We start from the raw sequence: 13,991 nt of genomic DNA on the forward strand, positions 1-13,991 counted from the left end.
TATCGGCGGCGCCGACGGCCCGACGGCGATTTACCTGTCGGGCAAGCTGGCGCCGGAATTACTCGGGGCCATCGCGGTGGCGGCCTACTCCTACATGGCGCTGGTGCCGCTGATCCAGCCGCCGATCATGAAGGCGCTGACCAGCGACAAAGAGCGGAAGATCCGCATGGTGCAGCTGCGCACGGTGAGCCGGCGGGAGAAGATCCTGTTCCCGGCGGTGCTGTTGCTGCTGGTGGCGCTCCTGCTGCCGGACGCCGCGCCGCTGCTGGGGATGTTCTGCTTCGGCAACCTGATGCGCGAGAGCGGGGTGGTGGAGCGGCTGAGCGACACGGTGCAGAACGCGCTGATCAACATCGTGACCATCTTCCTCGGGCTGTCGGTGGGGGCCAAGCTGGTGGCGGACAAGTTCCTGCAGCCGCAGACGCTGGGGATCCTGGTGCTGGGGGTGATTGCCTTCTGCGTGGGGACCGCGGCCGGGGTGCTGATGGCGAAGCTGATGAACGTGTTCAGTAAACACAAAATCAACCCGCTGATTGGGTCTGCCGGGGTGTCGGCGGTGCCGATGGCGGCCAGGGTGTCGAACAAGGTGGGTCTGGACGCGGACGGGCAGAACTTCCTGCTGATGCATGCGATGGGCCCGAACGTGGCCGGGGTGATCGGCTCGGCGATCGCCGCCGGGGTGATGCTCAAGTACGTGCTGGCGATGTAAACCGGTACCTGTCCGGGCTACCGGATTGCATGGATCTGTAGCCCGGACAGATGCGCAGCATCGCCTCCGGGAAATACGTTCTCCCGGCTTGCGCTGCGCTGAGCCAGGCTACGGGTTCACAGCCGTCTGCAAGCCGGGAATACCCTACAAGGAGAAAGAGATGTCTGAAACAGCAATACCTGAATATACCGCCTCCCGGGTCACCAGGACCTCGCTGGCAGGCTACCTTCATCAGTCGCTGGAACAGGTCTGCAAGCTGGCCTCTGGCCTGAAAATGCTCCAGCTACCGGTCAATGACACCGATCGAACCGCTGTAGTACTTACGGAGCCGGTCTACGCCGCTGCCGGGTTGCGCCTTGCCCGCCAGCAGCCCCTGGCGCAGAACCCGCTTTGTGACGATGTGCTGCGGCGCTTTCGTCATGCCCCCGGTCTGACGGCAGATCTGCCCGCCCTGGTTGAGACCGTGCGCAGCGTGGCGCTGCCGGTCTGGTCACGCCTGCGTCGCGATGGACACGGCGATGATACGGCTGTCAGGCAGACGCTGCTGCATATTCTGGCCTGGCGAAGCGAGTCGCCATGGCTGCAGGATCAGGCCCAGAGAATACTCTGGCAGGGCGGCGTACTGGGGGAGAAAGGGTACGCCGTGTTAACATCCCTCGACGATGAAGCCGCCCCCCGGTGCATTGGGTTCTGCGGGCTGAGTGAACTACTGACCACCACCGGTTTTTTAGTCCACTTTCCGGCAGGACCTCTGTTTTCTGAAGAATATCCAGAGAGTTATTAATGAAGTTAATCAGTTTTTGTGTAAGCAATATTCCCCGCTATGGTTTGTTGCGGGGGGATGGCGTTGTCGATTTAACCCGGCATTTTCTGCAATATCCGTCGCTGAAATCCTTTCTGGCGGCAATGGACAATATCCCGGCAGAAATGCTGTCGCATATGGCGATCGACTATGCCCTTGATGAGATCGAATTTTTGCCGCTGATCCCCGACCCACAGAAGATCCTCTGCGTCGGGATGAACTACCAGGCCAAAAGGCTGGAGTTTGACGAGCAGGATCCCGATCCAACGCTGTTTATCCGTTTCCCGGATTCCCAGTGCGGGCATCTGGGCGAGATCATTAAACCGGCTGCCAGCCATGAGTTTGATTATGAAGGCGAGCTGGCGCTGGTGATCGGCAAACGCGGGCGCAATATTCCCGTCGAGCGGGCGCTGGAGCACGTTGCCGGTTACAGCTGCTATATGGACGGCTCGGCCCGCGACTGGCAGCACGCCTGGTTTACCGCCGGCAAAAACTGGCCATCGACCGGCGGCTTTGGCCCCTGGCTGGTGACGCGGGATGAAATCGCCGACCCTAACGCGCTGGCCATCAAAACCCGGCTCAACGGTATGGAAGTGCAGAACGACAATACCGCCAGCATGATCCATAGCGTCCCGGAGCTGATTGCCTATATCAGCACCTTCTGCCTGCTGACGCCGGGCGATGTTATCCTGACCGGCTCACCGGGCGGCGTGGGGAAAAAGCGCACCCCGCCGCTGTTCCTGCGAGATGGCGATACGATTGAAGTGGAAATTGAAAAGATCGGCTGCCTGCGTAATAGAGTGCTTGAAGAGGTGCAGGGTAGGTTTTGATATACACAAGGGGTGATTGCTACACCCTTGTGTAGTAAAGACTAATCCTCGTCAAACCCGGCGTTGAACAACGCAATAACCGCGGCCAGCGCCTCAACTTCCTGCGGACCGCTGGCCTCTACCTCTATCTGACGCCCTTTCGCCGAGTCCAGCATCAGCAGGGCAATCACGCTGTTTGCCTCCGCCTCGGTACCTTCGTCGTTGCGCAGCAGTACTTCGGCATCGAAATTCTGCATCAGCTCAAACAGCTTCATCGCCGGGCGGGCATGCATGCCCAGCTTATTGGTGATCTCAACGGTTTGCTTTACGGTCATGATTTACGTTTTTCCAGCGTCCGATGACGAGACTGTACGTTCTTGCCGCGGGAGCGGAAGTAGTCAGCCAGTTGTTCAGCAATATAAACTGAACGATGTTTCCCGCCGGTACAACCAATGGCCACCGTCAGATAGCTGCGATTGTTGGTCTCCAGCATCGGTAGCCATAGCTCAAGATAGCTCCGGGTCTGATAAATAAAGTTGTGCACTTCGGTGTGCCGGTCGAGGAAGGCGGCCACCGGCTTATCCAGACCGGTCATCGGGCGTAGTTTCGGATCCCAGTGCGGGTTGGGCAGGAAACGTACGTCAAAGACGTAATCAGCATCGATCGGGATGCCGTGCTTAAAGCCGAAGGATTCGAAGACCATCGTCAGTTCACGCTCGCGTTTGCCTAACAGGCGAGTACGCAGCATCTCGGCCAGCTCATGCACCGACATTTCGGACGTATCGACGATCAGATCCGCGCGGGAACGCAGTGGTTCCAGCAGATCGCTCTCTTCGTCGATGGCGCTTTCCAGCGACAGATTTTTACTGGAGAGCGGATGTAAGCGACGGGTATCGCTGTAACGGCGGATCAGCGTGTTGCGGTCGGCATCGAGAAACAGCAGCTGCGGAGAAAAGCATTCCGGCAGATTCTGCATCGCCTGCTCAAAGATCTCCGGGGATTCCGGCATGTTACGCACGTCGATGCTGACGGCCGCGGAGATATTACGGTCAGCCAGCGACCGCGCCAGGTCGGGCAGCAGCACGACCGGCAGGTTATCCACGCAGTAAAAGCCCATATCTTCCAGCGCTCGCAGAGCGACGGATTTCCCCGAGCCCGAGCGGCCGCTGACGATCATCAGTACCATGTACCGTTTCTCCTCAGTACGATAAAGGATAAGGTGCGACTGCCGTTATGCGTCATCGCTGCTTCCTGCTTCGGTGATGATCTCATACAACTCTTCATCGCTCTGCGCCGCGCGCAGGCGACGACAAATGGCTTTGTCCGCCAGCCGTTTGGCCACCAGGGAGAGCGTATGCAGGTGGGTTTTTGTCTGATCGGCCGGCACCAGCAGCGCGAACAGCAGGTCGACAGGCTGATTGTCGATCGCGTCGAAGGCGATGGGGGTTTCCAGCTGGACAAAAACGCCGACAGCACGCAGCGTATCCTCTTCCAGTTTTCCGTGGGGAATGGCAATACCATTGCCAATTCCGGTACTGCCCATTTTTTCGCGGGTGAGGATCGCTTCGAATACCACCTGCGGCGGCAAACTTAACTGTTTGGCGGCCAGTTCGCTAATGATTTCCAGAGCGCGCTTCTTGCTCTGGCAGTGAACCTGGCTACGGGTACATTCCTGGTTCAGGACGTTGCTCAGTTGTAGAGCCGAATCGTTGTTCATCATAATTTCACCTGAGCGCCCCCGCGGCCGTCGTCGATATTCACTGACGGCGGTCGCAGGGGGCCCGGACAATTAGTGTTGTTTTAGTTTATCTTTGTGCTTCGTTAACTGTCTTGCCAGCTTATCGATAAGACCATCGACAGCTGCATACATATCCTGCCCTTCCGCACTGGCATGGATTTCGCCACCGTTGACATGCAGATTCGCGTCCGCAATTTGCGTCACTTTCTCTACTTTTAACACAATATAGACCTGATTGATCCGGTCGAAAAATTGCTCCAGCTTGCTGAACTTCGCGGTGACGAAGTCGCGCATGGCGGGAGTGATCTCGACGTTGTGTCCTGTAATGTTGAGCTGCATAGTGTCTTCCTTATCGGTTGTGTCAGACCAGTTGTTTACGCTGGTTTGACGGCGGGATGGATAAAGACTCTCTGTACTTCGCGACAGTGCGGCGCGCCACCATGATACCCTGCTCGGACAGCATGGAGGTGAGCTTACTGTCGCTCAACGGCTTCGCGGGGTTTTCCGCGGCGATGAGCTTCTTCACCAGCGCGCGAATGGCCGTCGACGAGGCTTCGCCGCCGCCTTCGGTATTCACATGGCTGGAGAAGAAATACTTCAGTTCAAAAATACCGCGCGGACTGTGCAGATATTTTTGCGTGGTCACACGGGAAATCGTCGATTCATGCATCTCGACGGCCTGGGCGATATCGGCCAGCACCATCGGCTTCATATACTCTTCACCCTGCTCGAAAAAAGCCTGCTGTTGTTCAACGATGCAGCGGCTAACGCGCAGCAGCGTATCGTTACGGCTTTCCAGACTTTTGATCAGCCAGCGGGCTTCCTGCAGATTGCTGCGAATAAACTGACTGTCGGCGTCATTGCGGGCGCTGTTGCCCATTGCTGCATACTGTTGATTGATTTTCAGCCGGGGTATGCTGTCGGCATTGAGCTCCACGGCCCAGCGGCCGCTAACCTTGCGGACCAGTACGTCGGGAATGACATATTCTGGTTCGCTGGTCTGAATGGACTGACCAGGGCGAGGATCCAGCGACTGGATCAGGTTCACCGCCTCTTTCAGCACCTCTTCTTTCAGGCGCGTCACCCGCATCAGGGTGCGGAAATCATGGTTGGCCAGCAGATCGAGATGCTCGCTGATAATCAGCCGGGCCTCGTCCAGCCACGGCGTCTCTTTGGCGAATTGCGACAGCTGGATCAGCAGGCAGTCGCGCAGATCTTTCGCCGCGACGCCAACCGGATCAAAACGCTGAATACGCTTCAGAACGGCTTCCACCTCTTCCAGACCGATCTCGTCATCGCCGATGCTGTCGACGATATCTTCAATCTGAACGGTGAGGTAGCCCGTATCGTCGACGGCGTCGACGATGGAGGTGGCAATGGCGCGGTCGGTGTCGGTGAAAGGCGTTAGCTCAACCTGCCACATCAGGTAATCCTGAAGCGTCTGGGTGGTTTCACCTTGATAGACGGGCAGCTCGTCGTCCTGATAGTCGACGCCGTTACCCGACGGCGTGCCGGCGGTATAAATTTCATCCCAGCTGGCATCGAGGGGCAGCTCGTCGGGCATCTCTTTTTGCTCAAGCGCGTCGACGGTATCGAGGGACTCGCGGTCCTCCACCTCTTTTGCCTCTACCTCGTCGTGAAGATCGGTTTGCTCAAGCAACGGGTTACTTTCCAGCGCTTGCTGGAGCTCTTGCTGGAGTTCTAACGTGGACAACTGCAGCAAACGAATCGCCTGCTGCAGCTGCGGCGTCATGGCAAGCTGTTGGCTAAGCCTTAATTGCAAACCTTGCTTCATGTTCAGGGTAAATATCTCCGGCTAAAACGTCTGTAACCTCTACCCTATCAGAGTCTGAAGTCTTCCCCAAGATACACGCGCTTAACCTGCTCATCTTCGAGGATCTGCTGCGGTGTACCATGAGCGATAAGGTGTCCCTGACTGACAATATACGCCCGTTCGCAGACCGCGAGGGTCTCACGGACGTTATGGTCGGTAATCAGCACGCCGAGGCCACTGTCGCGCAGGTGCTCAATGATGCGTTTAATATCGATAACGGAGATCGGGTCAACGCCGGCAAAGGGTTCATCCAGAAGGATAAATTTCGGGTTCGCCGCCAGCGCGCGGGCGATCTCGACGCGGCGGCGTTCACCACCGGAGAGCGCCTGACCGAGGCTGTCGCGCAGGTGCTCAATATGAAACTCTTCCATCAGCTCTTTGGCGCGATCTTCCCGCTGCTCGCTGCTCAAATCGTCACGGATCTGCAGGACCGCCATCAGGTTGTCATAGACGCTCAGGCGACGGAAAATGGAGGCTTCCTGCGGCAGATAGCCGATGCCCCGGCGCGCGCGCGCGTGCAGCGGCAGCAAACTGATGTCTTCGTCATCGATAATAATATTGCCCGCATCGCGCGGCACAATACCGACCACCATGTAGAAGGTGGTGGTTTTACCGGCGCCGTTCGGGCCGAGCAAGCCGACAATCTCCCCGGAATTAACGGTGAGACTGACATCTTCCACCACGCGGCGGCCTTTGTAAGCTTTAGCGAGATTCTTCGCAGTTAAGGTTGCCATAACGAATTAGTTACTCTTCTTTTGCTGGTTGCCGCTTTTGTCCTGCAGCTCAGACGGCACCAGAACGGTGGTGACGCGTCGACCTTTGTCGCTGAAGGCCTGCATTTTTTGCTCTTTCACCAGATAGGTGATCTTGTCGCCCTTGATGTTGCTGTCGAGCTGTTCCAGATAAGCGTTACCGGTCAGCACGACGTAATCGTTCTGCAGCTCGTAGCGCATTTTCGACGCCCGGCCTTTTACCGGTTTGCCATTATCCTGCATCTGATAGAAAGTGGCCGGGTTACCAAAACCTTCGATCACCTCTTTGCCTTTCTCATTGCCCGGACGGGTGACCACCACTTTATCCGCGTTAATTTTGATCGTCCCCTGGGTCACGACCACGTTACCGGTGAAGGTGACGACGTTGCCCTGCATGTCCAGCGACTGCTGATCGGACTCGATGTGGATCGGCTGATCGGTATCACCCGTCTTGGCCAGAGCTGGCAGGCTGGCGGCCAGTAACGCGCCGGCGAGCGCAATCTTAAGGCTGAGTTTGTTTGTTCTGAATTTCATAAGAGGTTCTCACCTTTTCAATCAGCTCGGCATTTTTACTGCGAAGGTTTCCACGCATTTTCAGGCCGCTGGAATTAAATGTGGTGCCGTATAACGTCACCATGTCATCGGAGGTAACATCCTGCGTTACCAGATTTATCTGGGCGTTATCCGTCGTAATTTTGCGCAGTTGAGAATCCGGCGCGAGCGCATTCACCTCAACGTGCCCGTAAAGATAGAGCATCCGGTCATTCGTCAGCTTCGCTTTGTCTGCCCTGACCGACCAGGTCGGCACCTTATTGGTATCGAAGGTGGTCATGACTGGTTTGGTAAACCAGGAGACCTCCTGATCGGAAAAGTATTCCACGTGTTCGGCAATCAGCCGATAGCTCAGGGCACCTTCCGGACTGTACACCACGGTGTCGGTATGTTCGCTTTTATACGTCGGGTCGTTTGGATTGACCTCCGGCTGGGCCGTGTCGTCCGTATTCGCCAGATTCAGGCCGATGAGGATCAGCGCGAGCAGCGACAGTAAAATGATAACCCAACGTCTGGTTTTACTCATATTGATTGCCCTTTGGCCTCATCCAACTTGCCCTGCGCCAATAGTAACAAATCGCAGACTTCACGTACCGCGCCACGGCCGCCATTAATCCGGGTGATGTAATCGGCGCGCGGCAACAGTAGCGGATGTGCATCTGCGACGGCGACACTGAGGCCCACTTCGGCCATCACCGGCCAGTCAATGAGATCGTCACCGATGTAGGCGACTTCGTCCGCGCCTACGCCCAGTTTGTCGGTAAGATCGCGGAACGCCAGCAGTTTATCCGACTGCCCCTGATACAAATGCGTGATGCCCAGCGTCTGACAGCGATCTTCTACCAGTTTAGCTTTTCGTCCGGTAATAATCGCCACTTCAATGCCCGAGGTCAGCGCACAGCGAATACCATAGCCATCACGGACGTTGAACGCCTTCAGTTCCTCGCCCTGGTTACCCATATAGATAAGCCCGTCGGATAATACACCGTCGACATCGAGGATCAGCAAACGGATCTTCGCCGCGCGATCGAGAAACGCCTGGCTTACCGGCCCGTAGCAGGTCGCTAACTGAGCATCAGCATTATTCATTATTTTTTCCTTACTTACACTACGCCCGCGCGCAGCAGATCGTGCATATGTACCACACCCAGCAGATGGTCGCCATCGGCAACCAGCACGCAGGTAATATGACGGGATTGCATCAGGTTGAGCGCATCCACCGCCAGAGTGCCGGGACGGATACGGATCCCCCCCCGGGTCATGACGTCGGCAATGCTGGCATCGCGCATATCGACGCCAGTATCAAAAACCCGGCGCAGGTCGCCATCGGTGAAAATGCCGATGATATTCATCTTGTCATCGCAGATGGCCGTCATACCTAAATTTTTACGCGTGATTTCCAGTAACGCATCGCGCAGGGTGGCCTGTAAGCCGACGTGCGGGATCTCATCACCGGTATGCATAATATCATTGACGCGCAGCAACAGCTTACGACCAAGTGCGCCGCCCGGATGCGAGAGGGCGAAATCCTCCGCGGTAAAGCCGCGGGCTTCCAGCAGGGCAACGGCGAGGGCATCGCCCATCACCAGTGCGGCAGTGGTGCTGGAGGTGGGGGCCAGCCCTAACGGACAGGCCTCTTTGGGTACTTTCACGCACAGATGAATGTCCGCCGCGCGCGCCATGCTGCTCTCCGGTCGGCTGGTCATACAGATAAGTTTCACCTGCTGGCGTTTCAGAACCGGGATCAGCGCCAGGATCTCATTCGATTCGCCAGAGTTCGACAGCGCAATCACGACATCCTGCGGCGTCACCATACCTAAATCACCGTGCGCGGCTTCGCCGGGATGGACAAAAAATGCCGAAGTGCCGGTACTGGCGAAAGTGGCGGCCATTTTGCGTCCGATGTGGCCGGATTTGCCCATCCCCATCACCACGACTTTCCCGCCGCAGCGGAAAATGGTTTCGCAGGCATGGGTAAAATCTTCATTTATATATTGATCGAGCTGGGCCAGACCTTCACGTTCAATTTCCAGCACCTGACGGCCTGCCTGTTGAAAGTCAAAATCCGTGGGCAAATCTATTTGCGACATGATGTAATCCCGAGTCATTCAACGAAGAGCGGTGCTGTCCAGAACAGCATCGCCAACCAAACCACAAAACCGCCGACCAGCAGCGCGCCAATCAGTCGGCCCGGCTGTTGCTGGCGGCGCCAGCACAGCACCGCGAAGATCAGGCTGACCAGCAGCATCACGCCATAATCGCGGGTAAAGGCTTCTGCGGCAAAGGTCCCCGGCGCAATCAGCGCGGGTAACCCCAGCACCAGCGCTATATTGAGGATGTTTGCGCCGATGATATTGCCGATGGCAATGTCATCTTCCCCTTTCCGCGCACCAGCGATGGCGGTGGCCAGCTCCGGTAAGCTGGTGCCGATAGCGATAACCGTTAAGCCAACGGTCAGTTCACTGATAGCAAAAAAGTTCGCCAGTACCGTCGCGTTATCCACCACCATACGGGTGGCCATCGGCATGACGATCATCGCCACCCCTAACCAGAGCAAGGCGACCGGCAGTGACCCTTCGCGCGGCAATTCCGCCAGCTGTTCCCGGGTCAGGCTATCGCTTCCCTGACGCTCTGCCAGACGCGCGATTTTGATAGTGAACAGCAGCCACAAAAGCGCCAGCGCCAGCAAAAATAGCCCGTCGAGACGGGACAGTTGTCCATCGTAGAGCACCAGTCCCGCCAGGACGCTCACTAGCAACATTAGCGGTAATTCGCGGCGCAGAATATCAGAATGCACGGTAAATGGCCTGAGTAAGGCGGCGAGACCGAGGATCAGTAAAATATTGGTGATGTTGGAGCCGAGCGCAGTGCCGACCGCCAGATCGGTCTGCCCATGCAGCGAGGCCGCGGTAGAGACCATGATCTCAGGCAAGCTGGTGCCGATACTGACCACTGTCATACCAATAACCAGCGGCGGGATCCCCAACATGCGACACAGAATAGAAGCGGCATAGACCAGACGATCGGCGCTGTAGACAACCAGCAGTAAACCAATAATTAACAGAGCCGTCGCTAAGAGCATCTAAAGTCCTTTCTTCAGGTATAATCGTCGCCTCGCTGGGTTATCCCTACGCAGCGTAACGAATTCTTAATTTTGACTTTATGTGTGCCAAAAGTAAAACAAATGCCAGCTTTCGCTAACCTGTGCAGGTAAGATTCTGTAAAAATGTTGTGATTGTGGCGCAAGAAAGGGCCATGCTTGCCCGTCAGGTGTTTAGTAAGGATGATTTTATGAGCCAAACTCAGGCGAATTTAGTTGAAGTGCGCGATATCCGCTTTTCTCGCGGCGATCGTGTGATCTTTGACGACATCTCGCTGTCGGTGCCGCGCGGTAAAATTACTGCGATTATGGGACCTTCGGGGATCGGCAAGACTACCCTGTTACGCCTGATCGGCGGGCAGATCCCGCCGGACAGGGGAGAGATCCTGTTCGATGGCGAGAACGTGCCGCAGATGACGCGTTCACGGCTTTACACGGTGCGTAAGCGGATGAGCATGCTGTTCCAGTCCGGCGCGTTGTTCACCGATCTCAATGTCTTTGATAATGTTGCCTATCCGCTGCGGGAACATACGCATCTGCCGCCTGCGCTGCTGCATACGACGGTGATGATGAAGCTGGAAGCGGTGGGGCTACGCGGTGCGGCGAAGTTAATGCCGTCCGAGCTTTCCGGTGGGATGGCGCGCCGCGCCGCGCTGGCAAGGGCCATTGCCCTGGAGCCGGATCTGATTATGTTCGACGAACCGTTCGTCGGACAGGATCCCATCACCATGGGCGTGCTGGTGAAGCTAATTTCTGAACTCAACAGTACGTTGGGTGTCACTTGCATCGTGGTTTCGCACGATGTGCCTGAGGTGCTTAGCATTGCGGACTACGCGTATATCGTGGCGGATAAAAAGATTGTCGCCCACGGTAGCGCTCAGTCGCTGCGGGAGAATGCCGATCCTCGGGTTCGTCAGTTCATTGATGGTATTGCCGACGGTCCGGTGCCGTTCCGTTATCCGGCTGGCGACTATCACCATGATTTATTAGGCATAGGGAGTTGAGCGACTCATGCTGTTTAATGCGCTGGCCGCGCTAGGGCATCGCGGTATTAAAACTACCGCGACGTTTGGACGCGCCGGATTAATGCTTTTCAACGCCGTTGTCGGCAAACCAGAGTTTCGCAAGCACGCGCCGCTGCTGGTTCGTCAGCTCTACAACGTTGGCGTTTTGTCGATGCTGATTATCATTGTCTCGGGCCTGTTTATCGGTATGGTGCTTGGGCTGCAGGGATATCTGGTCTTAACCACCTACAGTGCAGAGACCAGTCTTGGCATGCTGGTGGCACTGTCGCTGCTGCGCGAGCTGGGACCGGTAGTCGCCGCGCTGCTGTTTGCCGGGCGAGCCGGGTCGGCGCTGACCGCCGAGATTGGCCTGATGCGGGCCACGGAGCAGCTCTCCAGTATGGAGATGATGGCGGTGGATCCGCTGCGTCGCGTCATTTCCCCACGTTTCTGGGCCGGTGTCATTTCGCTGCCGCTGCTGACGATTATCTTCGTCGCGGTGGGGATCTGGGGCGGTGCGCTGGTGGGCGTGAGCTGGAAGGGTATTGACGGTGGTTTTTTCTGGACCGCGATGCAAAACGCCGTCGACTGGCGAATGGATCTGGTTAACTGCCTGGTTAAGAGTCTGGTATTTGCCATTACGGTAACCTGGATTGCGTTATTCAATGGTTATGACGCTATCCCCACTTCCGCCGGGATTAGCCGGGCGACAACGCGCACCGTGGTGCATGCGTCGCTGGCGGTTCTGGGGCTGGATTTTGTGCTGACTGCGCTGATGTTTGGGAATTGAGTTCATGCAAACGAAAAAAAATGAAATCTGGGTAGGGGTATTCTTACTGGTGGCGCTGCTGGCGGCGCTGTTTGTCTGCCTGAAAGCGGCGAACGTCACTTCGCTACGTACCGAGCCAACTTACCGCCTTTATGCAACCTTCGATAACATTGGCGGCCTCAAGGCGCGTTCGCCGGTGCGCATCGGGGGGGTGGTTGTCGGCCGTGTGGCGGATATCACCCTTGATCCAAAAACTTATCTGCCGCGCGTAGAGCTCGATATCGATCAGCGCTACAACCATATCCCGGATACCAGTTCGTTGGCGATTCGCACCTCTGGTCTGCTGGGGGAGCAGTACCTGGCGCTGAACGTCGGTTTTGAAGATCCGGACCTCGGGACGGCTATCCTTAAAGACGGCGGTACGATCCAGGACACCAAATCCGCCATGGTGCTGGAAGATCTGATCGGTCAGTTCCTTTATAACAGCAAGGGTGGCGACAATCAGAATTCTGGCAATGATAAGGCCGAGGCAGAAGGTCATACTGACGTGACGCCGGCAGCCGGCACGACGCATTAATTTCAGGAGAAACACGATATGTTTAAACGCTTACTCATGGTCGCCATGCTGGTGATTGCCCCACTGACCGCCGCCCAGGCGGCAGACCAGTCCAACCCGTATAAGCTGATGAATGAAGCAGCGCAGAAAACCTTCGATCGCCTGAAGAATGAACAGCCGAAGATCAAAGCCAACCCTAACTATCTGCGCGACATCGTCGACCAGGAGCTGCTGCCGTATGTGCAGGTGAAATATGCAGGCGCGCTGGTACTTGGCCGCTACTACAAAGAAGCGACCCCGGCACAGCGTGAAGCTTACTTTGCCGCTTTCCGTGAATACCTGAAGCAAGCCTACGGCCAGGCGCTGGCGATGTATCATGGTCAGACTTACCAGATTGCCCCGGAGCAGCCGCTGGGCGACGCCACTATCGTGCCTATCCGCGTGACCATCGTTGATCCGAACGGCCGTCCGCCGGTGCGCCTGGACTTCCAGTGGCGTAAAAACACCCAGACCGGCAACTGGCAGGCCTACGATATGATCGCCGAAGGCGTCAGCATGATCACCACCAAACAGAATGAGTGGAGCGACCTGCTGCGTACCAAGGGCGTTGACGGCCTGACTGCGCAACTGAAAGCGATCTCCGCGCAGCCGATCACCCTGGAACAGAAAAAATAATGACCGGGCAGTTAAGCTGGACTCGCGAGGGTGAGACGCTGGCGCTGCACGGAGAGCTGGACCAGGATCTGCTGGTCCCACTCTGGGAGGCGCGGGCTAAGGCGACTGAAGGGACTGTGATCATCGATCTTAGCCATATCACTCGGGTGGACACGGCGGGTCTGGCGCTGTTAGTGCATTTTGTGGCGCTGATACGCCGTCAGGGCCGGGAAGCGCAACTGGTCGGTAAGAGCGAGAATCTGCAAACGCTGATCGGTCTTTACAACCTGCCTGTCGATATGATCCCATAATCTTTTCAGTGCGTTAGCGCTGAAGCTATTCCGAAAGCCCCGGCAATCTTTTCGCCGGGGCTTTTTGCTTGTTTAAGACCGCGTCACTTTCCTCTAAGATGTTGGGCTGTTTTCACTATCAGATAAATTTGAGCCCATGGAAAATCATGAAATTCAGACCGTGCTGATGAACGCACTCCCCCTCCAGGAAGTCCACGTCTCTGGCGATGGCAGCCACTTTCAGGTTATTGCTGTGGGTGAGATGTTCGATGGCATGAGTCGGGTTAAAAAGCAGCAGAGCGTCTACGCGCCGCTGATGGAATATATTGCTGACAACCGCATCCATGCGCTGTCGATCAAGGCCTTTACTCCGCAGGAGTGGGCGCGAGACCGCAAACTAAATGGCTTCTAAGCTGTGGGGG

At 56.6% G+C, this 13,991-nt stretch carries 20 protein-coding genes; 9 read left to right on the forward strand and 11 right to left on the reverse strand.

Annotated features, from left to right (window positions below):
• The 3 genes from ACKLKD_RS08100 to ACKLKD_RS08110 form a co-directional block, all read left to right on the forward strand.
• On the forward strand, nt 1-709 hold a 709-nt coding region (locus ACKLKD_RS08100), incomplete at its 5' end, for a sodium ion-translocating decarboxylase subunit beta (RefSeq protein ID WP_420061967.1).
• 160 nt (nt 710-869) lie between these two features.
• On the forward strand, nt 870-1,493 hold the full coding sequence (locus tag ACKLKD_RS08105; protein ID WP_025712548.1) for a hypothetical protein: 624 nt from the start codon (nt 870-872) through the stop codon (nt 1,491-1,493).
• Entirely contained in the window at nt 1,493-2,341 is an 849-nt protein-coding gene (locus ACKLKD_RS08110; protein WP_025712547.1) for a fumarylacetoacetate hydrolase family protein, read from the forward strand. Before ACKLKD_RS08105 ends, ACKLKD_RS08110 begins: the two co-directional genes overlap by 1 nt.
• A gap of 41 nt (nt 2,342-2,382) precedes the next feature.
• Here the strand turns inward: ACKLKD_RS08110 and npr are convergent, their stop codons facing one another.
• From npr to ACKLKD_RS08165, 11 genes are all read right to left on the reverse strand, one after another.
• The gene (npr, locus tag ACKLKD_RS08115; RefSeq protein WP_002918431.1) at nt 2,383-2,655 is read right to left on the reverse strand and encodes a PTS phosphocarrier protein NPr; all 273 of its coding nucleotides are present in this window, start codon (nt 2,653-2,655) and stop codon (nt 2,383-2,385) included.
• A complete protein-coding gene (rapZ, locus tag ACKLKD_RS08120; RefSeq protein ID WP_002918428.1) occupies nt 2,652-3,506 on the reverse strand; it encodes an RNase adapter RapZ in 855 nt (284 codons plus the stop codon). Before rapZ ends, npr begins: the two co-directional genes overlap by 4 nt.
• A 45-nt stretch (nt 3,507-3,551) precedes the next feature.
• Nucleotides 3,552-4,040: a PTS IIA-like nitrogen regulatory protein PtsN gene (gene ptsN, locus ACKLKD_RS08125; protein WP_004144926.1), complete on the reverse strand. Its 489-nt coding sequence runs from the start codon at nt 4,038-4,040 to the stop codon at nt 3,552-3,554.
• A gap of 69 nt (nt 4,041-4,109) precedes the next feature.
• Nucleotides 4,110-4,397, reverse strand: a complete 288-nt coding sequence (hpf, locus tag ACKLKD_RS08130; protein ID WP_004206206.1) for a ribosome hibernation promoting factor — start codon at nt 4,395-4,397, stop codon at nt 4,110-4,112.
• Nucleotides 4,398-4,419: 22 nt separating this feature from the next.
• Entirely contained in the window at nt 4,420-5,853 is a 1,434-nt protein-coding gene (gene rpoN, locus ACKLKD_RS08135; protein ID WP_025712546.1) for an RNA polymerase factor sigma-54, read from the reverse strand.
• A 47-nt stretch (nt 5,854-5,900) separates the two neighbouring features.
• Nucleotides 5,901-6,626 carry an LPS export ABC transporter ATP-binding protein gene (gene lptB, locus ACKLKD_RS08140; RefSeq protein ID WP_004206203.1) on the reverse strand — a complete coding sequence of 242 codons (726 nt, stop codon included), beginning with the start codon at nt 6,624-6,626 and terminating at the stop codon, nt 5,901-5,903.
• 6 nt (nt 6,627-6,632) lie between these two features.
• Complete coding sequence (gene lptA / locus ACKLKD_RS08145) at nt 6,633-7,178, reverse strand: lipopolysaccharide ABC transporter substrate-binding protein LptA (protein ID WP_002918415.1); 546 nt, start codon at nt 7,176-7,178, stop codon at nt 6,633-6,635.
• Complete coding sequence (gene lptC / locus ACKLKD_RS08150) at nt 7,147-7,722, reverse strand: LPS export ABC transporter periplasmic protein LptC (protein ID WP_002918413.1); 576 nt, start codon at nt 7,720-7,722, stop codon at nt 7,147-7,149. The genes lptA and lptC overlap by 32 nt, the downstream gene beginning before the upstream one ends.
• On the reverse strand, nt 7,719-8,285 hold the full coding sequence (gene kdsC, locus ACKLKD_RS08155; RefSeq protein ID WP_025712545.1) for a 3-deoxy-manno-octulosonate-8-phosphatase KdsC: 567 nt from the start codon (nt 8,283-8,285) through the stop codon (nt 7,719-7,721). The genes lptC and kdsC overlap by 4 nt, the downstream gene beginning before the upstream one ends.
• A gap of 14 nt (nt 8,286-8,299) precedes the next feature.
• Entirely contained in the window at nt 8,300-9,304 is a 1,005-nt protein-coding gene (gene kdsD, locus ACKLKD_RS08160) for an arabinose-5-phosphate isomerase KdsD (protein ID WP_370511770.1), read from the reverse strand.
• The gene (locus tag ACKLKD_RS08165) at nt 9,301-10,278 is read right to left on the reverse strand and encodes a calcium/sodium antiporter (protein WP_025712543.1); all 978 of its coding nucleotides are present in this window, start codon (nt 10,276-10,278) and stop codon (nt 9,301-9,303) included. Before ACKLKD_RS08165 ends, kdsD begins: the two co-directional genes overlap by 4 nt.
• Before the next feature lie 209 nt (nt 10,279-10,487).
• Between ACKLKD_RS08165 and mlaF the strand changes: the two genes are divergently transcribed.
• The 6 genes from mlaF to ibaG all read left to right on the forward strand — a co-directional run bounded on the left by mlaF (nt 10,488) and on the right by ibaG (nt 13,981).
• Nucleotides 10,488-11,300 carry a phospholipid ABC transporter ATP-binding protein MlaF gene (gene mlaF, locus ACKLKD_RS08170; RefSeq protein WP_042929381.1) on the forward strand — a complete coding sequence of 271 codons (813 nt, stop codon included), beginning with the start codon at nt 10,488-10,490 and terminating at the stop codon, nt 11,298-11,300.
• A gap of 7 nt (nt 11,301-11,307) precedes the next feature.
• Entirely contained in the window at nt 11,308-12,090 is a 783-nt protein-coding gene (gene mlaE, locus ACKLKD_RS08175; protein ID WP_080897331.1) for a lipid asymmetry maintenance ABC transporter permease subunit MlaE, read from the forward strand.
• A gap of 4 nt (nt 12,091-12,094) precedes the next feature.
• On the forward strand, nt 12,095-12,646 hold the full coding sequence (gene mlaD, locus ACKLKD_RS08180; RefSeq protein WP_025712541.1) for an outer membrane lipid asymmetry maintenance protein MlaD: 552 nt from the start codon (nt 12,095-12,097) through the stop codon (nt 12,644-12,646).
• An 18-nt stretch (nt 12,647-12,664) separates the two neighbouring features.
• The gene (gene mlaC, locus ACKLKD_RS08185) at nt 12,665-13,300 is read left to right on the forward strand and encodes a phospholipid-binding protein MlaC (RefSeq protein ID WP_025712540.1); all 636 of its coding nucleotides are present in this window, start codon (nt 12,665-12,667) and stop codon (nt 13,298-13,300) included.
• On the forward strand, nt 13,300-13,590 hold the full coding sequence (gene mlaB / locus ACKLKD_RS08190; protein ID WP_025712539.1) for a lipid asymmetry maintenance protein MlaB: 291 nt from the start codon (nt 13,300-13,302) through the stop codon (nt 13,588-13,590). The genes mlaC and mlaB overlap by 1 nt, the downstream gene beginning before the upstream one ends.
• 136 nt (nt 13,591-13,726) lie before the next feature.
• Nucleotides 13,727-13,981 (forward strand): BolA family iron metabolism protein IbaG, encoded by a 255-nt coding sequence (ibaG, locus tag ACKLKD_RS08195; protein ID WP_004144910.1) that lies wholly within the window; start codon nt 13,727-13,729, stop codon nt 13,979-13,981.
• Nucleotides 13,982-13,991: the final 10 nt, after the last annotated feature.

Source organism: Klebsiella sp. 10982 (assembly GCF_048589245.1).
GTDB lineage: Bacteria > Pseudomonadota > Gammaproteobacteria > Enterobacterales > Enterobacteriaceae > Klebsiella > Klebsiella quasivariicola.